Here is a 23,043-nt window from a genome sequence, read left to right as displayed (position 1 = left end):
GCCGGCGACCTCCACGCCCTCGGCCGCGAGTTCCTTGTGCCGGTCCGAGTCCGGGTCGGTCAGCGGGTTGGTGTTGTTGAGGTGCGTGTAGAGGCGCCGGGTGCCCGGGTGCGAGCGCAGCCGCCGCAGGGTGCCGTCCGGCCCGGAGATCGGCAGGTGGCCGAAGGCGCGGGCGGTGCGGCGCTCGCCGGCCACGTGGCGCAGCTCCTCGTCGCTCCAGAACGTGCCGTCCAGGAGCAGGCAGTCGGCGCCGGCCAGGAACGCGTCGAATCCGTCCGGCCAGTCGGCGAGCGAGGGTGCGTAGACCGCACAGGCTCCGGTCCGAGTGTCGGTGAGGCGGTAGGCGACGGTCCAGGGGCCGGGCGCGTCGAAGTGGGCGGCGTAGCGGGGGCGCTTGTCGCTCACCGGGAAGGCGTCGACCGTCAGCCCGCCGTCGAGCCGGAGCGGCCGGTCGAGCGGGTGCCAGCGGGAGGCGCCGTAGCAGGCCAGCAGGCCGCGCAGCGGGAGGACCTCCCCGAGGCTGCGCCAGACCGGCGGCGGGGCGTGGACGTCCAGTTCGGCGCCCTCGCGCAGGGCCAGCAGGCCGGTGGTGTGGTCGAGTTCGCCGTCGGTCAGCAGGACCCCGCGCAGCGGTGTGCTGCGGGTGCCGTTCGGCGGGGTCAGGCCGGGTGCGGCGAGCAACTGGACGCGGAGATCGGGCGAGGCGTTCACCAGGTACCAGGCGTCGTCCGAGGCGCCGACGGCGAGGCACTCCTGGGTCCGCCAGGCGCCCGGGCCGGCCGCGCGGGCCTTTGCGCAGGTCGGGCAGGCGCAGTTCCACTGCGGCAGGCCGCCGCCGGCGGCAGTGCCGAGTACCCGCAGCCGCATGGCTTCCCTCTCTCTCGGCTCAGGCCCCGCGAGGCACCAGAGGCACGGTCGGGGCGGGCTCGCCGTCCCGGACCAGCCGGGTGACCAGCGCGTGGTGCGGCGAGAGCCGGCAGACCGGGTCGGTGGCGGCCGGGTCACCGGTGAGCTGGAAGGCCTGGCAGCGGCAACCGCCGTGGTCGAGCTCCTTGCGCTCGCAGCTGCGGCAGGGCTCGGGCATCCAGTCCGTGCCGCGGAAGCGGGTGAACGCGGGGGAGTCGAACCAGATGTCCGCCAGCGGGCGGTCGCGCACGCCCGTCACGCCGAGCCCCGGGATCTGCGCGGCGGCGGGGCAGGGCAGCACGTCACCGTTCGGCGCGACGGTCAGCTGGCGGCTGGCCCAGCCGTTCATGCAGGGCTTGGGCCAGGTCTCGTGGTAGTCCGAGACGACGTAGACGATCTGCAGGACGCCGGCCAGGCGCTCGCGGGCGGCCGTCACCGCGGCCTCGGCCGCCGCCAGTTGGGCCCGGGTCGGCAGCAGCGCCGCGCGGTTGCGCAGCGCCCAGCCGTAGTACTGGGTGTTCGCCAGTTCGAGGCGGTCCGCGCCGAGCTCCGCCGCCAGGTCGATCAGGGCGGGGACGTGTTCGATGTTGCGCCGGTGCAGCACGACGTTGACCGTCAGGGCCAGGCCGGCGGCCCTGACCAGGCGGGCGGCGGCGAGCTTGCGGGCGTGCACGGGCCGGCCGGCCAGCGCGTCCGCCGGGGCGGCCGTCGCGTCCTGGAAGCTGAGCTGGACGTGGTCGAGGCCCGCGGCGGCCAGTCCGGCCAGCCGGGCCGGGGAGAGCGCCTGCCCGCCGGTGATCAGGTTGGTGTACAGGCCCAGCCCACGGGCGTGCGCCACCAGTGCGGGCAGGTCGCGCCGCAGCAGCGGCTCGCCACCGGACAGGTGCACCTGGAGCACGCCCAGGGCCCGGGCCTCGGTGAGCACCCGTCGCCACTCGGCCGGGCTCAACTCGTCGGCGTACGCGTCCAGCGCGACCGGGTTGGAGCAGTACGCGCAGCGCAGCGGGCAGCGGTAGGTCAGCTCGGCGAGCAGGCCGAACGGCCGGTCCGGCCGGTCGCCGTCCTGCGCCTCGGGGGTCTCGCGGGCCTCGGGGGTTTCGCGAACGGCCGGTGTCTCACGAACGGCCGGTGTCTCGGGAACGGTCGGCGGCCGGGGCGGGTCGGTCGGGCCGGCCTCCAGCAGGCACTGCTCGGCCAGCGAGGCGAGGAAGGACCGCACCTCGGCCGGTCGCACCCCGGTGTACTGCCGCTCCAGTTCGGCGAGGATCGCCGTGGTGCCGGTGGCGCCGTCGCACCGCGCGAGCACGGCGGCGGCCGTCCCGCCGAGCACCAGCACGCCCTCCGGATGCAGCAGCACCGGGACGGACCGCACCTGGTCGTGGCCGAGCCGGACGCCTCGGCGCAGGCGCCAGGGGCCCTCCTCGTCCGTGGTCACTCGTCAGCCCGCCGCGGCCGCGTGCTCGATGGCGTCGAGCATCGACCAGAGGACGTCGCACTTGAAGGCGAGCGCGGCCAGGGCCGCGTCCTGCTGCTCACGGCTGGTGCAGTACTCGGTGACCAGGCCCAGCGCGTGGGCCGAGTCGGCGTCGGCCACGGCCGGACGCTGCTCGAAGTACCGGAGGCCGGCGGGCTCCACCCAGCCGTAGTGGGTGCGCAGGGCGGTGAGCCGGTCGCGCATCAGGTCCGGCGAGAACAGCTCGGTGAGCGAGGCGGCGACGGCCTCGATCCACGGCCGGGTGCGGGCGAAGTTCACGTAGGCGTCCGTGGCGAAGCGCACGCCGGGCAGGACATGGCGCTCGTCCAGCACCTCCGCCCGGCTGAGCCCGGCGGCCTCGGCGAGGGCGAGCCAGTCGACGTTCCCGCCCTGGTCGGGCGCAGTGCCGTCCTGGTCCGCGAGCCGCTTGACCCAGCGGCGGCGGACCTCCGGGACGGGGCAGTTGGCGATCACCGCCGCGTCCTTCTGGGGCAGCCACTTCTGGTAGTACCAGCGATTGGCGATCCAGGACCGCAACTCCGGCTCGCCCAGGCCGCCCTGGTGCAGTCGCAGGTGGAAAGGATGGTTGTCCCAGTAGCATTCGGAGTGCGCCTGCAGGGCCGCGGTGAACTCCGGGACGGTACGCGCTGTCCGGTCCGTCATCGCCGGCCGCTACCGTCGGCCCGCATATGCCGTGACCTCGTGCGCGAGCTCGATGCTCTGCGCGTCCGGCGGCGACCAGGCCTGCCGGACGTCCGGGCGGGGCGGCGGCTCGGACGGCGCCGGGCGGGGCGGGTCGGTGGGCAGGTGGGGCGAGGCGGCGGCGGTGTTCGGTCGGTTCGTCATACAGCACCCCGGGGGTGGTCACGATGGGATGTACACGGTCGGTTTCCACCATCGATCGGCACCCTGCGCCGCGCAATCCGACGAGGGTGGGGCCGAGACCCGGACGACGGGGGGACGTACCCTGGACGCATGGCGGAGCAGCAGTCGGAGACCAGGGGCGCCGAGCAGATCTGCGAGGTGTCGGCCGACCCGGAGCAGGCCCGGCGCGGGCTGCGGCCGGGCGGGCCCGGCGAGCGCGCCGCGTGTGTGCTGTGCGGCGGGGAGACCGAGTACCCGGCCGAGACGCCCGGGTCCACGCTCTGCCCGGTCTGCACCTGGCAGCAGGCCCAGCGTGGCGCGTGCTCCGGCTGATGATCCATCAGACAATCGGTCAATGACCGTTTTTGTGCCGAGCGCCGGGCCCGCCGCCGGCCGGCTGGAACGCCCCGACGCCACGCTCGCCTTCGAGACCACCGGCAGCGCCGGCCCGCTCGCCGTGCACGCGCACGGCTCGCTCTCCAGCCGGGCCCACGAGCGGCGGGCCGGCCTGTTCGACTGGACGCCGCTCACCGCGACCCACCGTCTGGCCCGCTACGACGCGCGCGGTCACGGCCGGTCCACGGGCCGGCCGGTCCCTGCCGACTACAGCTACCCCGCGCTCGCCGCCGACCTGCTCGCGCTCTGCGACCACCTCTCGCCGGACGCCCCCGTCACCGGGCTCGGCGCGTCCATGGGCACTGCGACGGTGCTGTGGGCGGTGCTCGCCCGGCCCGAACGGTTCGACCGCCTGGTGCTGGCCATCCCCGCCGTCGCCTGGGCGGCCCGCGAGCCGCGCCGGGCCGGGCTGCGGGCCGCCGCGACGCTGGTGGAGCGGCGCGGGACGGGCACCCTCAGGGCCGCCGCGAAGTTCTCCGGACCGCCCGCCGTCCTCGCCGAAGCCCCCCAGTACGCCACCGAGTTCGACGCCGTCGAGGACCTCGTCCCGTCCGTCCTGCGGGCCGCCGCCGACGCCGACCTCCCCGCCCCCGACCGTCTCCGCGACCTCTCCCACCCCACCCTGATCCTGGCCTGGCCCACCGACCCCGTCCACCCCCTCGCCACCGCCCGCACCCTGGCCGAGCACCTCCCGAACGCCCGGCTGCACACCGCCACCACCCTTGCGGACGTCAGGAGTTGGGGACGCCTCGCCGCGGACTTCCTGGCGGGCCGTCGGCACGGGTGAGGTCCGGGGCCGCGCGCCCGGGCAGTGGCTCAGGCGTCGTCGCGGGTGGTGTGGTGGACGGTGGAGCCGTGGCGGTGCTTGCGGACGAGGAGTTGGGCGGGGATGCGGGTGCGGAGGTCGGCGACGTGGCTGACGATGCCGACGGCGCGGTCGCGTTCGCGGAGGGAGTCGAGCACGTCCATGACTTCCTCAAGGGTGTTCTCGTCGAGGGTGCCGAAGCCCTCGTCGATGAAGAGGGTGTCCAGGGGCATGCCGCCGGCCTCGTCCGTCACGACGTCGGCGAGGCCGAGGGCCAGGGCGAGCGAGGCGAAGAAGGACTCGCCGCCGGAGAGGGTCGCGGTGTCGCGCTCGCGGCCGGTCCAGGCGTCGACGACGTGGAGGGAGAGGCCGGAGCGCTTGGTGCCGGAGACCAGGCCGTCGCTGTGGACCAGGGTGTAGCGGCCGCCGGACATCTTCAGCAGGCGCTGGCTGGCCGCGGCCGCGACCTGCTCCAGGCGGGCGGCCAGCACGTAGGACTCCAGGCGCATCCGCAGCGCGTTCTCGGCGGGCGCGCCCGCGAGCAGCGCGGCCAGGCGGCTGATCCGGGCGTACGCGTCGAGGACGGGGGCGAAGGCGTCGGCAAGGGCGGTCAGGTCGCGGGTGATCCGGGCCAGCGCCGCCACCCGGTCGTCGGCGGTGCGGTGCGCGGTGTCGGCGGCGCGCAGGACAGCGGTGGCGTGTTCCTCCGCGGCGTGCGCGAACTCCGGTTCAGCCGAAGGGAGTTCGGCGGCGGCGCGCAGCTCCGGGTCGGCGAGGCGGGCGGCGGCCTGCTCCAGCGCGGCGTCCAACTGCTCGAACTGCCGCTGCAATGCGTCGCGTCGGTGGGCGGGGAGCTCGGCGGCGGCGAGCGCCGGCAGGTCGGCGAAGCCCGCGTCGGCGGCGGCGCGCTCCAACGCGTCGGTGGCCTCGGCGAGTCGGTGGGTGGTCTCGGCGGTGGTGCGGGCCGCGTCGAGGACGGCCGTGACAGCGGCCGCGAGGGCGTCCACCGCGGCGGCGCGGGCCGCGACCGACGGGGCGTCGCCCCGGGCGGCGGCGATCCGGCCGGCCAGCGTGTCGAGTTCGGCCGCGACGGTGCCCAGCCGGTCGGCGAGGACGGCGCCGCGCTCGCCCGCCTGCCGCAGTCGCTCGTGGCGGGCCCGGCGTTCCTGCTCCAGCCGCTCCACCTGCTGGCCCAACGGCACCAGCCGCTCAGCGGTGTGCAGCGCCTCGCGCCGCTCGGCGGTCAACTCGTCCAGGGCAGCGGTGAGTTCGGCGACCGAGCGGCCGGCAGCGGCGGTCTCGGCGGCCGCGGCGTCCACCTGGAGGGTGCCCAAGCGGTGCTTGGCGGCGTCGAGTTCGGCCTCCGCGGCGTGCTGGGCGGCGCGGGCGCGCTGCTCGTCGGCGGCCGTGACCTGGTCGGCCGACAGGCGGGCCGGGGCCGGGTGCTCGGGCGAGCCGCACACCCGGCAGGGCTCGCCGTCGGCCAGCTGGGCCGCCAACTCGGCGGCCATGCCCGCCAGTCGGCGCTCCTGGAGGTCCAGGGTGCGGGCCCGGGCGTCCAGCGCGGCGTCCGTCAGGGTGCGGACCTGGGCCTCGGCGGCGGACAGTGCGGCCCGGAGCGAGCGGTGGCGGCGGGCCGCGTCCTGGCGGGCCGTCAACTCCTGGTGCCGGGAGTCGAGTCGGGCGAGCAGCGCGTGCGCGTCGCGGGCCGCGTCGAGGTCGACGGTCAGCTGCTTCAGCTGGTCGTCGAAGCCGGACAGCCAGTCCTGCGACTCCTCCGCCAGGTCGTCCGCCCGCTTCTGCTCGGCGGCCAACTCGCCGCGCTCGACCAGTAGTCGGGAGTGGCGCTGCTCGTCCGCGCGGGCCTCCGCGAGGCGGGTCGCCTCGGTGCGCAACGTGCGTTCCGCAGCAGTGGGTTCGAGGTCGCCGAGCAACTGGACGGCCCACGGCGCGGCGGCCCGGGCGGTGAGCGTCGCGCGGTGGGCCGACTCGGCGGCGGTGGCGGCGGCGTGGGCGGCCAGCGCGCCCTGGTGCAGGGTGCGCAGCGGGGACAGCGCCCCGGCGGCCAGCGCGAGGCGCAGGCGGGCCCGGTCGGGGGCCGACTCCCGGTCGGCGTCGGTGAGTCGGAGGTGGTCCTGCTGCGCGGAGCGGTGGCGGTGCTGACGGTCCGCCAGGGTGCGCTGGGCGTCCAGGTGCGAGCGGGCCCGGGTGCGGGCCGACTCGGCGCTCTCCAGCGCGAGCGCCGTCGCGGTGACACGTTCGGCGGCCGTGCCGCGCAGCATCGCCGCCCAGGCCAGCACGTCCGCCGCGGAGGCGTTCTCGTCGGGCCGGTGCGCGGCGGCGTCCGCGGCGAGCGGACCGGCGGCCTCCTCGGCCCGGGCCGCCAGGTCGCGCAGCTTCTGCCGCCCGGCCTGCACCTCGTGCTCCTGGCGCAGCCGGCGCTCCGCCGTCCAGCGTTCCAACTGGTCGAACCGGCCGGTGTCGAACAGCTTGCCGAGCAGGTCGGCGCGCTGCTTGGAGTCCGCGCGCAGGAACCGCGCGAAGTCGCCCTGCGGCAGCAGCACCACCTGGCAGAACTGGTCCCGGCTCATGCCGAGCAGCCGGGTCAGCTCCTCACCGGCCTCCTGATGCGATTTACTGACCGCGACCCAGCCCGGCGCTCCCTCGCCGGCGTCCGCGGCCCACTCGCGCAGCAGCGTCTGCGCCTTGTCCGCGGTGAAACCCGAACCGCGCTTCTTCGGCCGCAGCTGCTCCGGGCTGCGGGTGATCTCCAGCCGCCGCCCGCCCAGTGTCGCCTCCAGCACCACCTCGGTGCGCCGCCCCTGGTCGGCGTGGTCGCTGCGCACGCCGTTGCTCCTGCGCGAGCCCGGCAGTTCGCCGTACAGCGCGTAGCAGACCGCGTCCAGCACGCTGCTCTTGCCCGCGCCGGTCGCCCCGCGCAGCAGGAACAGGCCGGACGCGGTGAGCCGGTCGAAGTCGATCCGCTCCGTCGACGCGAACGGGCCGAACGCGGTGACGGTGAGCTGGTGCAGCCTCATCGGGCGCTCCCCTTCGAGAGGTTCATCGGCCGTTCTCCTCGGCCCGGTCGGCGGCCGTGCGGCGCACCGCCTCCAGGCCCTCCAGCAGCCAGGACTGCTCGGTGTCGTCCAACTCCCGCCCCGGGCGGACGTGGGCGACGAAGCCCTCCACCACCTCCCGGTCGCTGCGCCCGCTGACCCGCTGCGCGTACGACCCGGACGCGGCCTGCTCGCCGCCCTCGGGTTCGAACAGCAACTGCAGGGTGTGCGGGAAGCGGACCCGTAGCCGCTCCATCGGGTCGACCGGCCGGACCGGGTCGGTCAGCGTGGCCTGCACCCAGGCGCCCTCGGCCCACTCGTGCTCGTCGGCGGTGAGCAGCTCGTCCAGGCGGCCGCGCAGCTGGGCCAGCCGACGCGGCTGCGGGCAGAAGATCCGGGTGGCCTCGACGGCACCCTCGGCGTCCAGGTCGACCAGCCACATCGACTTGCGGTGGGTGGTCTCCGAGAACGAGTAGGCGAGCGGCGAGCCCGAGTAGCGCAGGTGCGGGGCGAGGGTCTGGCAGCCGTGCAGGTGCCCGAGGGCCACGTAGTGCACCCCGTCGAACACCCCGGCCGGCACCGACTGCACGCCGCCCACCGCGATGTCCCGCTCGCTGTCGCTCTGCTCGCCGCCCGTCACGAACGCGTGCGCCAGCACCACGGCCCGGGTGCCCGCCGGACGCGCGGCGAGGTCGGCCCGGACGGCGTCCATCGCCGCCGCCAGCACCTGCTCGTGGCCGCCCTTCGCCAGGCCCAGCCGGTCCCGGACCAGCGCCGGCTCCAGGTACGGCAGCCCGTACACCGCGACCGGCCCGTGCCCGTCGGCCAGCAGCACCGGCTCGGCGAGCGTGCCCGGATCGGTGCGCAGGTGTATGCCCGCCCGCTCGATCAGCCGGGACGCGACCCCGAGTCGGCGGGCCGAATCGTGGTTGCCGCTGATGAAGACGGTCGGAATGTTCCGCTCGGCCAGCCGCCACAGCACGTCGTCGAAGAGCGCGACGGCCTCCAGCCCGGGCAGCGCCCGGTCGTACACGTCACCGGCCACCAGCACGGCGTCGACCTGCTCGGCGACGGCGGTGGCCACCAGGTGGTCGAGGAACGCGCGCTGCGCCTCGTGCAGGTTCTCGCGGTGGAACGAACGGCCCAGGTGCCAGTCCGAGGTGTGCAGCAGCCTCACGCCGAAGCTCCCCGCAGCATGTCTGTCACTCCTCGTCGCTTTCATGGTGGTCCGGCCGGTACCGAGTATCACAGGTGCGGGTGACAGGCCGGGTCGGGAGTGGCGGGAGGGACGGTCGGGAGAGGTGGGGCGCTGACCCGGGTGGCGGCCGGGGCTGTTCATCGGTCGGGTGTTCGGGGAAGATCATCAGGTGGCGAGGGCGGCCGCCCGGAGTGCGGAGGGAGTGGCATGGGCATCGAATACAGCCCGGAGATCTCCGAACTGCTCGGGCGGGTCCGACGCCGGCCGAACGCCGGCTGGCCCTGGCACGCCGGGTTGGCGGTGCCGGAGGGGCTCCCGGTGAAGCAGTCCTGGGGCTGGCTGTTCGCCCCCGACGGCCGGGTGCTCACGCTGGTCAACCCCCGGGACGGCGTGGTCAGCCTCCCCGGCGGCTCGCTGGAGGCGGAGGACGCGGGCGATCCGGGCGCGACGCTGGCCCGCGAGGCGGCCGAGGAGGCCCAGGCGCTGATCGGGCCGCCGGTCTACCTCGGTTACCTGTACGACCGGGTCGGCTCGGCGAACGGGGGCCACGAGTGCGCCCGGGTGCGGATGGCCGCGGCGCTGCACGGCGTCGCCCCGTCCGCCCCCGATCCGGCTTCCGGCCGCCACTACCGCCGTCTGCTGGTCGCCCCGGGCCTGGCCGTCGAACTCCTCGGCTGGGGTGCGGCCGGACTGCAGCAGGCCCGGGCGGCGGTGGCGGCGGCGGTCGCGGTGCTGGGGGTTCCGGCGTCGGCGAACGAGACGATCGAGGAACTGCCGCTCGGGGGCTGCTGGTTGAGCTGAGCCCGCCGCCCGGGGTGCGCAATCGGAGCGGTGAGTCAACTGGTCTTGCTGCCAACCGAGTTGGCGGATCCGGCGGGTAGCATCCGCGGCATGACGGATATTCAGGAGTTCGATGCTCGTGCCCTGAAGGTCACGCAGACGGTCGTCGACCGGGTCGCCGCGGACCGGCTCGACCGCCCGACGCCGTGCGGGGACTGGACACTCGGGCAGTTGCTCGCGCACATGACGGGACAGAACCACGGATTCGCGTTCGCGGCCGGCGGCGAGCTGCACGGGCGCGAGGTGTGGCGCGACCGCCCGGTCGGCGACGATCCGGGCGAGGCGTTCGCCGCGTCGGCGGCCGCGGTGGTCGCGGCGTTCGGCGCGGAGGGCGTGCCGGAGCGGGAGTTCTGGCTTCCGGAGGTGCGCGGCGGGCAGTGGTTCCCGGCCGTTCAGGCGGTCGGCTTCCACCTGGTCGACTACGTGGTGCACGGCTGGGACGTCGCCGCCTCGATCGGCGTCGGGATCGAGTTCGACGCGGACGTGCTGGCGGCCGCACTGACGGTCGCCGAAGCGGTTCCGACCGGTGCTTCCCGCGTGCGGGAGGGCGCCGCGTTCGCGCCCGCGCTGGACGTGCCGGCCGGGGCCTGCGTGCTGGACCGGATCCTGCTGCTGCTCGGCCGCGACCCGAACTGGTCCGCGCCGGGGCACACCGGCTGACGGGGGTTCGGGGCGCGGGCGGGCCGGTGTCGCCCCCACGGGGGTGGGGCGGCACCGGCCCGGCGGTCGGGGCGCGGGGCGGTGCGGGTCAGCAGGTGCCGGTGATCCGCTTCTGGCCCACCAGGACGACGCCGTCGTTGGCGATGACGACGCTGATGGCCGCGGTGCCCGCGGAGTTCGACGACCACAGCGCGGTGCCGTACTGGGTGTACAGCACGAAGTTGCCGTCCGACTGGTACGAGGCGTGGTGGGCGGCGCTCCCGTTGGTGCCGGTCGCCCAGCACGCCGTGCGGCCGCTGCCGGACCCGCGGTACTCGACGAGGTTGCCGTCCGACTGCAGGATCAGCTGGTAGACGCCGCTGGGGCTGACGATCGAGTCCCCGACGTTGAGGCTCTGGCCCGCGATGATGCCCTGGCTGGAGGTCGCCGACGCGCTCCCGGTCGCGCCGAGGACGGCCGCCGCGGCCGCGGTGACGGCGACAGCGGCCTTGGCCGCACCGCGAATGGTCTTGTTCATCATTGCCCCCTTGCTCGATATGTGCCCGATATGCCCGCCGCATTCATCGGCGGCGAACGCGGATCAAAGCTAGCCGCAGGGGCGGGCGGAAAGATGGCCGACAGTCGTGATTCACCTCACATTGTTGAGGGTTTAATATCCTTTTCCGAAATTTGCCGCCGCACTGCGTGCAATTTGCGAAACCCTGCCGGACGGGGGCGGCCGTGTGGTGCGAGTCACGGCTGAGGTGGGTTTAACTGCACGCTGCGACGGCCGAGTTGACCTCGCGTTCGATCGGCGGGCGGGTGTCGGGGCCGGGTGGGGGATGCGGGCCGCCCGGGTCGGGAATTCCGCCTTCGCCCGCCGCTGGGCAGCGGCGCTGCTCGTCGACCGGGCGGGTGTCCGCGGCGAAGTGGCGGGCGTGGCACGGAATTCTTCGGGCGCATCGGAAATCGGCGACCGCCGACCGGTATTTCGTCCTCGATGTCCGGAGGGTGGGACGGTTCGGGCGCCCGATCCGGCGCTCGGTGCGCGCTCGGGCGGCGGCGGTGCGCGCGGCTCGCGCCGGGGGGTGCCGCGACTGCCCATTTGGGGCGGGTGGGGCTGGAGTGCGCCGTGAGCACACTGTGTCACGCCCCCATTGCGCTCGGAGATGAGGCCTGAGGTGACGGTGCGTCAGGTGAAAAATCGGGCGATCGGACGTTCGGACGGTGCTTCGCGGGATTTCCGCAGCCCAGGTCAGGGGTGGGTCTCCGCGCGTAGCGAAAATCGAGTGACCGTTGGATGAGAGTTCGTCAAATTCTTTGGCATGACCGCTTCCCTGCGAGGCTACTGGCTGGTATCCAATGTGTGGCCTGCGTCACCCATGGAGGAAACATGACTAGAGTCCGTGCCATCACCGTCGCTCTCACCGCGGCGGCCCTGTCCGTCACCACCCTTGTCGCCGCCACCCAGGCGAGCGCCGCCGGCGTCAACTACGTTGCGCTCGGCGACTCGTACTCGGCCGGCGTCGGCTCGGGCAGCTACACCAGCGAGAGCGGCAGCTGCAGCCGCAGCACCAACGCCTACCCGTACCTGTGGAAGAACGCGCACGCCCCGACCTCGTTCAAGTTCGTGGCCTGCTCGGGTGCGACGACCAACGACGTGGTCGCCAACCAGCTCAGCTCGCTGAGCTCGACGACCACGCTGATCTCGATCACCATCGGCGGCAACGACGCGGGCTTCGCGTCGACCATGCAGACCTGTGTGCTGAGCAGCGACAGCTCGTGTCTGAGCGCCGTGAACACGGCGAAGAGCTATGCCAACAACACGCTGCCGGGCAAGCTCTCCAGCCTGTACTCGCAGATCAAGGCCAAGGCGCCCAACGCGCATGTGGTGGTGCTGGGTTACCCGCACCTGTACCAGGTTCCGGGCAGCTGCCTGGTCGGTATCTCGGACACCAAGCGGACCGCGATCAACAGCGCGGCGGACACCCTGGACACGGTGATCTCCAAGCAGGTGGCGGCGGCCGGCTTCACCTTCAAGGACGTCCGGTCGATCTTCTCCGGCCACGAGATCTGCGGCTCGTCGTCCCAGTGGCTGAACAGCACCACGCTGCCGATCAGCGACAGCTACCACCCGAACTCCTCGGGCCAGGCGTACGGCTACCTGCCGTCGTTCTCCGCGGGCGTCTGACCCCGGAGTTCACCGAGACGTCCGTGACGGGCGGGTGAGCCGGTGTCCGGGCCCATGGGAGGGGCCCGGACACCGGTGTTCGTGAGCCGCTGCGGACTGACGATACGTCAGCTTATTTCAGCGGCGCGGGCGGCGGTCACCGCAGGTAGTCGGTGAGCGCCGCCGGCGTCAGACCGGCCGCGCGGGCGGCGTCCAGGGCGCGCTGCAGGTCGCTCGCCAGGGTGTCGGTGAAGTGCAGGATGATCACGTCGCCGGGCTGCAGCGGACCGCCGTGGTAGACGTTCGCGGCGCCGGAGGTGAAGTCGGCGGTCGCGGTCAGCAGGTACGTGATGCCGCAGTTCGCGGCGGCCTGCTGGGTGGTGGCGTCGAAGGTGAAGTACGGCGGCCGCAGGATCGTCGGGGTGGTGCCGTAGCGGGCGGCCACCGCGTCGCGGGCGTCGCAGATCTCGGCCTGCTGCTCGGCGGGCGAGAGGGTCGTCAGGTCGCGGTGCGAGACGGTGTGGTCCTGGATGGAGGAGCCGGGCGCCGCGGTGACCTTGCTGAAGTAGTCCGGCTCGAAGCCCTCCGGCATGGGCAGCGGGAACGCGGTGACCGGCAGCCTGCGGTCGGCGATCAGCTGCGCGGCCTCGGGGGTGCGGAACCAGCCGTCGTCGATGGTGAAGAAGACCGCCTTGTCGGAGGTCGGCGCGTTCCAGGTGGCGTACGCGGGGGCGGGGGTGTCCCCGGTGACGCTGACGTCGTCCACCGCGATCGGGCCCTGGCCGTACCAGCCGTGCACGTACAGCTGGACGGAGGTGGTGGCCGCGCCGGTGGTGAAGGTGGTGGACAGCTGCTGCCAGCCGCTGCCGGTGGCCGCCGTCCAGGCCGGCGGGGCGTCGTGGCCGGTGCCGGTGGCGCCGATGAACGCGTACGAGCCGTGCACCCACGCCCGGTACGTGTAGCTGGTGTTGGGGCGCACCGCGAGGGTCTGGGTGCACTGGCCGGTGGAGTCGGCGGAGGCCGGGGTGACGGCCAGTGCGGAGCCGCCGGTGCGGGCCGCGGTGGTGACGGCGCCCTCGCCCGCGGCGCAGTGCCAGCCGGGGATCGAGCCCCAGTCGGCGAGCGGCAGGGTGGGGATCTCGAAGCCGGGGTTGGTGGCGAGGTTGACCGCGGGGGCGTCGGCAGCGGCGACCGGGGCGTCGGCGTGCGCGGCCGGGGCGGTGGCGAGGGCGGCCAGCATGGTGGCGGCGGCAGCCGTCGCGAGACGGCGGCGTGCGGAACTGAGCACGGATCGACTCCAGTGTGGGGGAGGAGGGAAGACGTGACTCCCGGAGGGGGCGGGGGTCGGTCGCGGCCCTGCCGCACCGGGCCAGGTGCACACAATGGACTGGACCAATCCCGGCGGTCAAGGGGGACTGGCGGAGATCGGTCAACCGCCGTACCGCCCGTCGAGGCCGCCGCCCCGCGGAGGCGGTGACGGACCGTCAGGTTCCGGTTCAGCCCGCGTACAGCTCCTCGATGTCCTGCGCGTAGCGCGCCGCCACCGCGGCCCGGCGGATCTTCAGCGAAGGCGTCAACAGGCCCTCTTCCAGGGTGAATTCGTTCGGCAGCAGGCGGAACGCCCGGATCGACTCGGCGCGCGAGACGGTGGTGTTGGCGGCCGCCACGGCCCGCTGCACCTCCTGGTGGAGCTCGTGGTCGGTGAGGGCCTGCCGGACGTCCGACCAGGGCCGGCCGCGGGCCTTGAGCCAGTGTCCCAGGGCCACCGGGTCGAGAGTGATCAGCGCGCCCAGGTACGGCCGGTTGTCGCCCACCACCAGGCACTGGGCGATCAGCGGATGGGCCCGGACGCGCTCCTCCAGGATCGCGGGCGCCAGGTTCTTGCCGCTGGAGGTGACGATCACCTCCTTCTTGCGGCCGGTCAGCGTCAAGTAGCCGTCCTCGTCCAGCGATCCGAGGTCGCCGGTGGCCAGCCAGTCCCCGTGCAGCACCTCCTGGGTGCAGCGCGGGTGGTTGAGGTAGCCGGCGAACACGCCGGCGCCGCGCACCCACACCTCGCCGTCCTCGGCGATCGCCACCGACGCGCCGGGCACCGGGCGGCCCACGGTGCCGAACCTGGGCCGGTCCGGGGGATTGGCGGTGATGGCGGCGGTCGTCTCGGTCAGGCCGTAGCCCTCGTACACCGTCATGCCCGCGCCGGCGAAGAACAGCGCCAACTCCCGCCCCAGCATGGACCCGCCGGAGATCACCGAGCGGACCCGGCCGCCGAGCACGGCGCGCAGCCGCTGGTACACCAGGCGCTCGTACGCGGCGTGCCGCAGTCGCAGCGCGGGGGACGGGCCGGGGCCCTTGCGGTGCGCCCGGCGCTCCCAGGCGGCCGCCCACTCGATCGCCACCTGCTCGGCCTGGACGAAGGTCTCCAGCCGGCCGGACGCCTCGGCGGCCTCCCTGGCCCGGCGGTGGATCTTCTCGAAGATGTACGGCACCGCGTGCAGGAAGGTCGGCCGGAACGACGCCAGGGCCGGCAGCAGGCTGTCCGCGGCCAGCTTGGCGTGGTGGCCGATCCGGATGCCGCCGCGCACCGCCGCCACCTGGGTGAGCCGCCCGTACACGTGCGCCAGCGGCAGGAACAGCAGGGTGGCGGGCTGGTCGCCGCCGGTGTCGGAGAACACCTCCGCCCAGCCCTCCAGCACCGCGTCCGCCACCGCCGCGAAGCTGCCGTGGGTGAGCAGACAGCCCTTCGGGCGGCCGGTGGTGCCGGAGGTGTAGATGACGCTGGCCAGTGAATCCGGTGTCACGCCGACCCGCTGACGGTGCACCAGGGCGTCCGGCACCCCCTGCCCGTCCGCCATCAGCTGCTGCATGCAGCCCCGGTCCAGCTGCCAGATGCCGGTCAGCTCGGGCAGCGCGTCGCAGACCGCGCCGACCGTCATCGCCTGGTCCTCGTCCTCGACCACGCAGGCCACCGCCGAGGTCTCGGCCAGGATCCAGCGCACCTGCTCGGCCGCCGCGGTCGGGTACACCGGCACCGGGATCGCGCCGACCGACCAGAGCGCGTAGTCGAACAGCGTCCACTCGTAGCGGGTGGAGGACATCACCGCGACCCGGTCGCCGTAGCGCACCCCGCGGGTGAGCAGACCGCGGGCCAGGGCCAGCACCTCGTCGCGGAACTGTGCGGCCGTCACCGGCTGCCAGGCGTCGTCCGCCCAGCGGGACAACTGCACCAGCCGCGGCTCGCGCTCGGCCCGGTCGAACACCGTGTCGGCCAGCCCGCCGGTCACCGCCGAGCTGCCGAGCGCGGGGCTGCTGATCTCTCGCACGGTACCCCCGTTCCCGCCGATCCCCACCCCGGCTCGCACGACCCGGCGGGCGGTACCGGCGAAGCTACCCGATCGGCGCGGTGCTGCCCAGAGTCACCACCCGACGACACCCCGCACCGGGCACAGTGCCGCAGGTCGGGGCACTGGAGGGGCGCGGTGAGGAAATTAAAGGACGATCCGGACAACACACGATCACGATGCAAATTCACCCTACGAACGGAAGGTCAGGAAGTAGTAGGCTCGCGGCTCTCGTACCCCTCCGTGCCCCCCGACCGATTCCCCCCAGCGCCCCCTGCCGCACCCCGCCGCCCCCTGCCCCCGGCCGCTCGTGCCCGGCGACCAACACCGACCGAGGACCACCAGAGGACCCCCCATGCGCCTGCGCCGCAGCTCGATCCGCGCGAGGATCATCGCGCTGCTCCTGGTGCCCATCGCGGCGCTCAGCTGCCTGTGGGGCTACTCCACACTGGTCACCACCGGCGACGTGTGGACCCAGCTCGACCTCAGCGCCACCTACGAGGCCTTCGGCAACCCCGCCGACCAGTACGCCTACGACCTGCGGCAGGAACGCTCCGCCGCGGTGCTGCGCCTCGCCGACCCCGGCAACAAGAACTACGGCGACGCCTACCTGAAGACCCAGGCCGCCACCGACCGGGACCTGCAGCTGCTGCGCTACCAGAGCACCAGCCGCGACGCCGGCCGGCTCAACACCGACCAGCGCGCCCGGATCCAGGACATCATCGCGGTCGCCGACCAACTCGCCGCCATCCGCAGCCAGATCGGCCAGCAGCGGACCAACTGGGAAGGCGCGCTGCAGGACTACAGCGACCTGATCAGCCCGGTCTTCGCCTTCCGGTCCTCGTTCGTGGCCAAGGAGAGCGGCGAACTGCCCCGCCAGGGCACCATCCTGGTCGAACTCACCCGGGCCACCGACTACCTGGCCCAGGAGACCGCCGCGATGCGCGCCCTGCGGGCCGGCAGCGCGGGCGCCGCCGGCGACAGCCACAAGCAGCAGGCCGCGCTGGACGCCATGCACGCCCAGCAGACGCTGTTCCGGGTCTACGTCGCCGAACTCGACCCGCAGGACCGCGCCGACTACACCGAACTGCGCTCCGGCCTCACCTGGAGCACCCTCACCACCGCCGAACACGGCTTCGACGACGCGGCCGACCGGGCCCTGGAGGTCCGCGGCGGCCCCGTCGACTCCTGGGGCGACAACGCCGACAAGGTGCTGGAGGACCTGGACGCCATCAACACCCGGCTGGCCGCCAAGATCGGCGACCAGGCGCACGCCTACGCCGTCAACTCGCTGCTGCGCGGCGGCATCGCCGGCCTGGTCGGCCTGATCGCGGTGGTGCTGTCCATCCTGGTGTCCTACCGCATCGGCCGCCGCCTGGTGCGCGAACTCGTCGGCCTGCGCAACGCCGCCGCCGAACTGTCCACCACCCGACTGCCCTCCGTGATGCTCCGGCTGCGCCACGGCGAGGCCGTCGACGTGGTCGCCGAAGTCCCCCAGCTCGAGTTCGGCGCGGGAGAGGTCGGCCAGGTCGGCCGGGCCTTCAACGAGGTGCAGCGGGTCGCCGTCGAGGCCGCCGTCGAACAGGCCGAGCTGCGCCGCGGCGTCTCCGCGGTCTTCGTCAACCTGGCCCGCCGCTCCCAGGTGCTGCTGCACCGTCAGCTCACCCTGCTGGACACCATGGAGCGACGCACCGAGGACCCGCGCGAGCTGGAGGACCTGTTCCGGCTCGACCACCTCACCACCCGCATGCGCCGGCACGCCGAGGGCCTGATCATCCTCTCCGGCGGCTCGCCCGGCCGCGCCTGGCGCAAGCCGGTCCGGATGGTCGACGTGGTGCGCGCCGCCGTCGGCGAGGTCGAGGACTACGCCCGGGTCATCGTCCGGCCGTTCCCCGGCACCGGGCTGCTCGGCTCCGCGGTCGCCGACGTCACCCACCTGATCGCCGAACTCGTCGAGAACGCCACGGTGTTCTCCCCGCCGCAGACCCAGGTCACCGTCCAGGGCGAGGTGGTCGCGCACGGCTTCTGCCTGGAGATCGACGACCGCGGCCTCGGCCTGAACGAGCAGCACCTCGCCGAGGTCAACCAGCGCCTCGCCGTGGAGCAGGAGTTCGACCTCGCCGACACCGACCGGCTGGGCCTGTTCGTGGTCTCCCGGCTGGCCCGCCGGCACGGCATCCGGGTCCACCTGCGGCCCTCCCCGTACGGCGGCACCTCCGCCGTGGTGCTGATCCCGCGCGAACTCCTCGCCGACAGCGCCGAGATGGCCCCCGAGGGGGCCCGGCCCGCCACCGACGAACCCGCCCACCGCCGGGCCCCCGGCGCCGACCGGCCCGGCCGGGCGCACGCCGCCCCCGGCAAGGCGCTCGGCGGCCCGCGGCCGTCCACTCCCGACCCGTCCGCGAGGCCCGGCGGGCTGCCGCGACGCCGAACCCCCGGACCGGAAGCGGTGTCCGACGCCGCGTCGGGGACCGGGCGGCACCGCCGGACCGAGGACGTCGGGCCCGCCGTCGCGGCGCCGGCCGCCGCGCCCGCGCTGCCGCCCGCCGACGGACCGGCCCCCGCGACGCCGGGCGCGCCGCTGACGCCGGTGGCCGGCGGGCTGCTGCCGCGCCGGGTCCGGCAGGCCAACCTCGCGCCCCAACTCCGGGAAGCCGCCGGGGAGGAGAGCCCCGAGTCGCCCCGCGAGCGCAGCCCCGAGGAGGCCCGCTCCGCCTTCGCCTCCTTCCAGCGCGGCTTCGCCCGCGGCCGCGGCGACCGGCTGCAGCCCGCCTCGCTGACCGTCGTCCGCTCCGAGCCCGACCCGGCCGCCCCCGGCGGCGGCCCGGGCGCTCCCGGCCGGCCCGCCGTGCCGGTCGTGCCGCAGCCCGGCCGGCCGCCCCGGCTGCGGGTCGCGCTGCCCTCCGCGCCGGTGCCGCCCGCGCTGCCGGCCGCCCCCGTCCGTTCCGTCCCCCCGGCGCACCAGCCGCCGGTCGCACCGCCCGCACCAGCAGAAGGAACCGAATCATGACCGCAACAACTCCGCCGTCCGGGAGCCTCGACTGGCTCCTCAACGACCTGGTCGGCCGCGTCGCGACCCTTCGGCACGCGGTGATCCTCTCCAGCGACGGCCTCGCCACCGGCGTCTCCAGCGGCCTCGGCCGGGAGGACGCCGAGCACCTGGCCGCCGTCGCCGCGGGCTTCCACAGCCTGGCCAAGGGCGCCGGCCGGCACTTCCGGGTCGGCGGCGTCCGCCAGACCATGGTCGAGCTGGACGAGGCCTTCCTGTTCATCACCGCCGCCGGCGACGGCAGCTGCCTGGCCGTGCTCAGCGACGCCGAATCCGATGTGGGCCAAATCGCCTACGAGATGGCACTGTTGGTGAAGCGCGTCGGCGAGCACCTGGCCGCCGAGCCGAGGACCGAGACCACTCCGCCCGGGAGATGACCGACCGATGAGCGAACCCGAGCCGACCGAGCCGACCGAGGGCGCCGCCCCGGGCGGCCCCAGCGGTGAGATCGCGGACGAGACGTCGGCCGACGAACCGTCGGTCGACCTGTTCGCGCCCCGCACGCCCGTGGACGACCGCTGGTTCGACGACGACGCCGGTCCGATGGTCCGGCTGTTCTCGATGACCGGAGGACGCGCCCGGCCGGTCGACGACGGCCTGTTCGACCTGATCTCGCTGGTCACCGCCGCCGGGCAGGCCCTCGCGCCCGGCGGCGCCCCCACCGATCTGCCGCTCGGCCCCGAGCACCACGCGATCATCCAGCTCTGCCGCGAAGAACCCCTCAGCGTGGCCGAGTTGGGCTCCTTCACCGACCTGCCGGTGAGCGTGGTGCGGGTGCTGCTCGGCGACCTCCACGACGCCGACCTGATCAGCGTCACCCGACCCTTCCAGCTCGCCCAGCAACCGGACGAGCGCCTGCTGCGAGACGTGATCAATGGCCTCCGTGCACTCTGACGCCCCGTCGACCTCCACCACCCGCAGCGCGCCCTGGGGCGCCAACGCGGTCAAGATCCTCGTGGCCGGCGGCTTCGGCGCGGGCAAGACCACCCTGGTCGGCGCCGTCAGCGAGATCCGGCCGCTGCGCACCGAGGAGACGCTCAGCGAGCGCGGCCGCCCGATCGACGACACCGCCGGCGTCGAGGCCAAGCGCACCACCACCGTCGCGATGGACTTCGGCCGGATCGACCTCCGGCCCGGCCTCGCCCTCTACCTGTTCGGCACCCCCGGCCAGGACCGCTTCTGGTTCGTCTGGGACGAGCTCGCCCGCGGCACGCTCGGCGCGGTCGTGCTGGCCGACACCCGGCGCCTGGCCGACTCCTTCCCCTCCGTCGACTACTTCGAGCAGCGCGACATCCCGTTCGTGGTCGCCGTCAACTGCTTCGAGGGCACCGAGGTGTACGCACCGGAGGACGTCCGGGCCGCGCTCGACCTGCCCGCGACGGTGCCGGTGCTGCTGTGCGACGCGCGCCGCCGCGAGGACGGCAAGGAACTGCTCGTCCGGCTGGTCGAGCACGCCGCCGAGAGGCTCGGAATCCGATTGTAAGACCGGCGGCATTGTCGCAGGTCAGCGGAGTGTCGTCCGCATGGTGAGCAGTTTCTGTCTTGCTGTGCGGACCGGCCGGTACAGTGGGTTGCCTTCCGGGCACTTCGCGTGGAAGTCTCGTACTCATGCCCGCCGTTCGACGCGGGCCCGATGACACACGCCGGGGGAGGAGCAGCGCCATGGCCGATGCGGCTCGCATAGCGGCTCTTCCCGCGCTCACCGTCCGGCGATACATCGACCAGGGTCTGATCTACAGCGCCTGCTGTCGCTGAGGCACCGCCACCATCCTGTTCCCGCGGGTGTGGTGGCGGTTTCGTGCGTACCCCGCCGATCCCCGCCGTGCTCCGGAGAGCAGCCCGTGCACCCTCGCACCCTTCTCGACCCGTTCTGGCCCTCGCGCCAGGCCCACCATTTCGATCAGACCTGTCGGCGCGCACCACGCGCCTCCCGCCTGCCGCGCTGACCCACCGTCAGCGATGGCGCGCCGGAAGCGCAGACGACGACCACCCACCGACCGTCACGCGCGAAAGAGCCCACGATGTCCTACGCCGCCACCGCGACCCCGCACCTGCGCGCGGTCCGCACCCTGCCGAACCACTCCCTCGACACCGAGCACCGCCGAGTCGCCCCGATCACCAGGCCGGCGCCCGCGATCGCCCCCGAGAGCCTGCTCGCCGGCCTCCAGGACGGCGCGGCCGTGGTCGCCGCACTGCCCCAATCCGTGCTCCCGCAGGGCCTGTTGACGCAGCTCGGCGCACATGCGAACGCGCCGCTGGTCGGCTACCTGGTGCTGGTCCCGGCCGAGAAGGTCGCTCCCGCGCCCGCACCGGCCCCCGTCGCCGCACCCGTCCCGGTCCGGCCGTTCACCCGCCCCGCCGACAGCGGCATCTCCGTCGACCTCGACCGCCGCAACGCGTACGTCGACGGCTCGCTGCTCGACCTCACCTACCTCGAGTTCGAGCTGCTCGCGCACCTCACCGAGCACCCCCACCGGGTCCACACCCGCGACCAACTCGTGCACACCGTCTGGGGTTACGGCCACGTCGGCGACGGCCGCACCGTCGACGTGCACGTCGCCCGGCTGCGCCGCAAGCTCGGCGCCGCCTACCGCGACACCATCGTCACGGTCCGCCGGGTCGGCTACAAGTACGCGCCGGTGGCCTGAGACTCCGTACGACCGGCCCGGCGAGCCGCGTCGCCGGGGCGGTCGTGCGGCACACGGGCGGCGGCCCGCACCGAACGGTGCGGGCCGCCGCTCTTTCCGTGCCGGGTGAGGTGTGCGGCCGTGTCCGGGAGCGCCTCTGCTCGTTGGCCCGTGCGAGTGATGTCCGGAGGTGTTCGGGCCGGGCCCGATCGGGAGTTCCGCCCCCGTTGAAGAGGAGTGCTGCTCGCCATGCCAACGTCAGCCGTGCGGTTCGGAGACCTGGAGATCGCCTACACCACGGAGTTCAGGCTGGGCCTGGACAGCCGGGGCAAGCGGACGAAGCTGAGCTGCTCCTTCTACCATCCGGTGCCGCCGGAGGGCTTCCACGTGCTGGGCAGCCTCGGCTTCCCCGGCCTCACCGATCCGAACGGGAAGGTCGCGGCGCTGTGCGTGCGCGACGCGGCCGGAGTGGAAGGCGACGCGCTGGCCCTCCCGAAGGACTACGAGTGGGTGTGGAACGACGCCGGCACCGGTGGCACGGACGGCTCGTGCTGGCGGCCGGTCCCGCCGCCCGGTTACCGGGCGCTGGGGAACGTGTTCGTCTACGGCCACGACAAGCCTCCGGTGGACCTGGTGCGGTGCGTCAAGGAATCGTTGACGGTGCCCGCACCCGCGGGTGACCTGATCTGGAACGACTCGGGCGGTGGCGGCAAGTACGACTTCAGCGCCTGGAAGGTCTGCGCACCCGAGCAGTTCGTCGACGAGACGCCGGGCGCCACCAAGGCCGTGATCACGCCCGAGTCGTTCGTCGCGCTCGCCGGGTACGAAAAGCCTTCCCACGCGCCCGAGTTGAACGCGCTGTGCCTGCCCCTGTCCACCGAGCGGCCCGGGCTGTCGCCGGAGCCCCCGAGGCTGACCGGCCGCACCCGGCCGGCGCAGTCCACGCCTGCGGTGACCGACCACAGCGTGCGCGTGCCGCTGACCGCCGTCCGCGACGACGCGAAGTCGCTGGCGTGGCGGATCGAGAACTCGCCCTACTACACGATCGAGCGGCGGGTGTGGTGGTCGCTGCTGCTGTTCAACGACAACCGCACCGACACCGACCAGACCGTCGAGGACGCGGTGACCGTCGGCGTGGAGAAGTCGAGCAGCGAGACCTTCAGCCGGAACACCGGCGTCTCGGTGAGCGCCGAGGTCGGCGTCAAGATCTTCGGCACCGGTGCGACCGTGAGTGCGACCGTGACCGCCGAGTTGGGTTACGAGTCCTCGACCTCGGTCACCGAGTTCCGCTCGCGCACCGTCACCCGCCGGCTGGTCACCCCCAAGAACACGGCCGGCGCCCTCTGGGTGGCTTCCTACGGCCTGCGGACGCTGCGGGCCGACGGCACCGTGGTGGGCTCCCAACTCAGGTTCGAGGGCGACGCGTTCCACCACGCGCAGTACCCCTCCAGCGAGACGTCGTCCGGCGCCGGCATCCCGTCGTTGGCCCGGCTGGTGTCCGTGTACAGCGGCAAGGTGCTCGACGTGGCGGGCCCGAGCGCGGCGAACGGGGCGGTCGTCCACCAGTGGGAGTGGAACAACGGCGACAACCAGAAGTGGCGGATCGAGCCGGTGGGCGACGGCTACTACCGGCTGGTGTCCGTGTACAGCGGCAAGGTGCTCGACGTGGCGGGCCCGAGTA

Annotated in this window: 20 protein-coding genes; 11 read left to right on the top strand and 9 right to left on the bottom strand. The window is 73.9% G+C overall.

The window, feature by feature from the left end; genetic code table 11:
• The 4 genes from pqqB to IEZ12_RS29365 all read right to left on the bottom strand — a co-directional run.
• On the bottom strand, window positions 1-867 hold an 867-nt coding region (pqqB, locus tag IEZ12_RS29380; protein ID WP_189276186.1), incomplete at its 3' end, for a pyrroloquinoline quinone biosynthesis protein PqqB.
• 19 nt (window positions 868-886) lie between these two features.
• Window positions 887-2,341, bottom strand: a complete 1,455-nt coding sequence (gene pqqE, locus IEZ12_RS29375; RefSeq protein ID WP_229848261.1) for a pyrroloquinoline quinone biosynthesis protein PqqE — start codon at window positions 2,339-2,341, stop codon at window positions 887-889.
• Between the two features lie 3 nt (window positions 2,342-2,344).
• The gene (gene pqqC, locus IEZ12_RS29370) at window positions 2,345-3,043 is read right to left on the bottom strand and encodes a pyrroloquinoline-quinone synthase PqqC (protein WP_189276184.1); all 699 of its coding nucleotides are present in this window, start codon (window positions 3,041-3,043) and stop codon (window positions 2,345-2,347) included.
• Between the two features lie 9 nt (window positions 3,044-3,052).
• Window positions 3,053-3,226, bottom strand: a complete 174-nt coding sequence (locus IEZ12_RS29365; RefSeq protein WP_189276182.1) for a hypothetical protein — start codon at window positions 3,224-3,226, stop codon at window positions 3,053-3,055.
• A 129-nt stretch (window positions 3,227-3,355) separates the two neighbouring features.
• Here IEZ12_RS29365 and IEZ12_RS29360 point away from each other — a divergent pair, with 129 nt between their 5' ends.
• Together IEZ12_RS29360 and IEZ12_RS29355 are read left to right on the top strand one after the other, a co-directional pair.
• The gene (locus IEZ12_RS29360; protein ID WP_100587873.1) at window positions 3,356-3,577 is read left to right on the top strand and encodes a hypothetical protein; all 222 of its coding nucleotides are present in this window, start codon (window positions 3,356-3,358) and stop codon (window positions 3,575-3,577) included.
• A 22-nt stretch (window positions 3,578-3,599) separates the two neighbouring features.
• Window positions 3,600-4,427 carry an alpha/beta fold hydrolase gene (locus tag IEZ12_RS29355; RefSeq protein ID WP_189276180.1) on the top strand — a complete coding sequence of 276 codons (828 nt, stop codon included), beginning with the start codon at window positions 3,600-3,602 and terminating at the stop codon, window positions 4,425-4,427.
• 29 nt (window positions 4,428-4,456) lie between these two features.
• Here IEZ12_RS29355 and IEZ12_RS29350 read toward each other — a convergent pair whose 3' ends face one another.
• Together IEZ12_RS29350 and IEZ12_RS29345 are read right to left on the bottom strand one after the other, a co-directional pair.
• The gene (locus IEZ12_RS29350) at window positions 4,457-7,483 is read right to left on the bottom strand and encodes an AAA family ATPase (protein WP_189276179.1); all 3,027 of its coding nucleotides are present in this window, start codon (window positions 7,481-7,483) and stop codon (window positions 4,457-4,459) included.
• 22 nt (window positions 7,484-7,505) lie between these two features.
• A complete protein-coding gene (locus tag IEZ12_RS29345) occupies window positions 7,506-8,678 on the bottom strand; it encodes an exonuclease SbcCD subunit D (protein ID WP_189276177.1) in 1,173 nt (390 codons plus the stop codon).
• 228 nt (window positions 8,679-8,906) lie between these two features.
• On the opposite strand from IEZ12_RS29345, the gene IEZ12_RS29340 reads away from it, so the two are divergent.
• Together IEZ12_RS29340 and IEZ12_RS29335 are read left to right on the top strand one after the other, a co-directional pair.
• Window positions 8,907-9,500: a hypothetical protein gene (locus IEZ12_RS29340; RefSeq protein WP_229848260.1), complete on the top strand. Its 594-nt coding sequence runs from the start codon at window positions 8,907-8,909 to the stop codon at window positions 9,498-9,500.
• Window positions 9,501-9,590: 90 nt separating this feature from the next.
• The gene (locus IEZ12_RS29335; RefSeq protein WP_189276174.1) at window positions 9,591-10,199 is read left to right on the top strand and encodes a TIGR03086 family metal-binding protein; all 609 of its coding nucleotides are present in this window, start codon (window positions 9,591-9,593) and stop codon (window positions 10,197-10,199) included.
• Between the two features lie 88 nt (window positions 10,200-10,287).
• Here IEZ12_RS29335 and IEZ12_RS29330 read toward each other — a convergent pair whose 3' ends face one another.
• Entirely contained in the window at window positions 10,288-10,716 is a 429-nt protein-coding gene (locus tag IEZ12_RS29330; RefSeq protein ID WP_189276172.1) for a lectin, read from the bottom strand.
• Between the two features lie 855 nt (window positions 10,717-11,571).
• On the opposite strand from IEZ12_RS29330, the gene IEZ12_RS29325 reads away from it, so the two are divergent.
• Window positions 11,572-12,369, top strand: coding sequence for an SGNH/GDSL hydrolase family protein (locus tag IEZ12_RS29325; protein WP_100587879.1), 798 nt, complete (start codon window positions 11,572-11,574; stop codon window positions 12,367-12,369).
• Between the two features lie 136 nt (window positions 12,370-12,505).
• On the opposite strand, the gene IEZ12_RS29320 is transcribed toward IEZ12_RS29325, so the two are convergent.
• Window positions 12,506-13,636 carry a polysaccharide deacetylase family protein gene (locus IEZ12_RS29320; protein WP_189276170.1) on the bottom strand — a complete coding sequence of 377 codons (1,131 nt, stop codon included), beginning with the start codon at window positions 13,634-13,636 and terminating at the stop codon, window positions 12,506-12,508.
• A 208-nt stretch (window positions 13,637-13,844) separates the two neighbouring features.
• Window positions 13,845-15,668, bottom strand: a complete 1,824-nt coding sequence (locus IEZ12_RS29315) for an AMP-dependent synthetase/ligase (protein WP_189276168.1) — start codon at window positions 15,666-15,668, stop codon at window positions 13,845-13,847.
• 373 nt (window positions 15,669-16,041) lie between these two features.
• Here IEZ12_RS29315 and IEZ12_RS29310 point away from each other — a divergent pair, with 373 nt between their 5' ends.
• The 6 genes from IEZ12_RS29310 to IEZ12_RS29285 form a co-directional block, all read left to right on the top strand.
• Complete coding sequence (locus tag IEZ12_RS29310; RefSeq protein ID WP_189276166.1) at window positions 16,042-18,696, top strand: sensor histidine kinase; 2,655 nt, start codon at window positions 16,042-16,044, stop codon at window positions 18,694-18,696.
• Window positions 18,693-19,112, top strand: a complete 420-nt coding sequence (locus IEZ12_RS29305) for a roadblock/LC7 domain-containing protein (RefSeq protein ID WP_189276164.1) — start codon at window positions 18,693-18,695, stop codon at window positions 19,110-19,112. Before IEZ12_RS29310 ends, IEZ12_RS29305 begins: the two co-directional genes overlap by 4 nt.
• Before the next feature lie 7 nt (window positions 19,113-19,119).
• Window positions 19,120-19,629, top strand: a complete 510-nt coding sequence (locus tag IEZ12_RS29300; protein ID WP_189276162.1) for a DUF742 domain-containing protein — start codon at window positions 19,120-19,122, stop codon at window positions 19,627-19,629.
• A complete protein-coding gene (locus IEZ12_RS29295) occupies window positions 19,610-20,218 on the top strand; it encodes a GTP-binding protein (RefSeq protein ID WP_189276160.1) in 609 nt (202 codons plus the stop codon). The genes IEZ12_RS29300 and IEZ12_RS29295 overlap by 20 nt, the downstream gene beginning before the upstream one ends.
• 538 nt (window positions 20,219-20,756) lie before the next feature.
• Window positions 20,757-21,383 carry a winged helix-turn-helix domain-containing protein gene (locus IEZ12_RS29290; RefSeq protein WP_189276158.1) on the top strand — a complete coding sequence of 209 codons (627 nt, stop codon included), beginning with the start codon at window positions 20,757-20,759 and terminating at the stop codon, window positions 21,381-21,383.
• Window positions 21,384-21,611: 228 nt separating this feature from the next.
• Window positions 21,612-23,043: RICIN domain-containing protein (locus tag IEZ12_RS29285; RefSeq protein ID WP_189276156.1), on the top strand; the 1,432-nt coding region annotated here is incomplete at its 3' end.

The sequence above is a fragment of the Kitasatospora griseola genome, assembly GCF_014648555.1.
Classification (GTDB): Bacteria; Actinomycetota; Actinomycetes; order Streptomycetales; family Streptomycetaceae; genus Kitasatospora; species Kitasatospora griseola.
The sequence above is the reverse complement of the archived record's forward strand: the minus strand, read 5'-3'. Positions and strand labels throughout refer to the sequence as shown.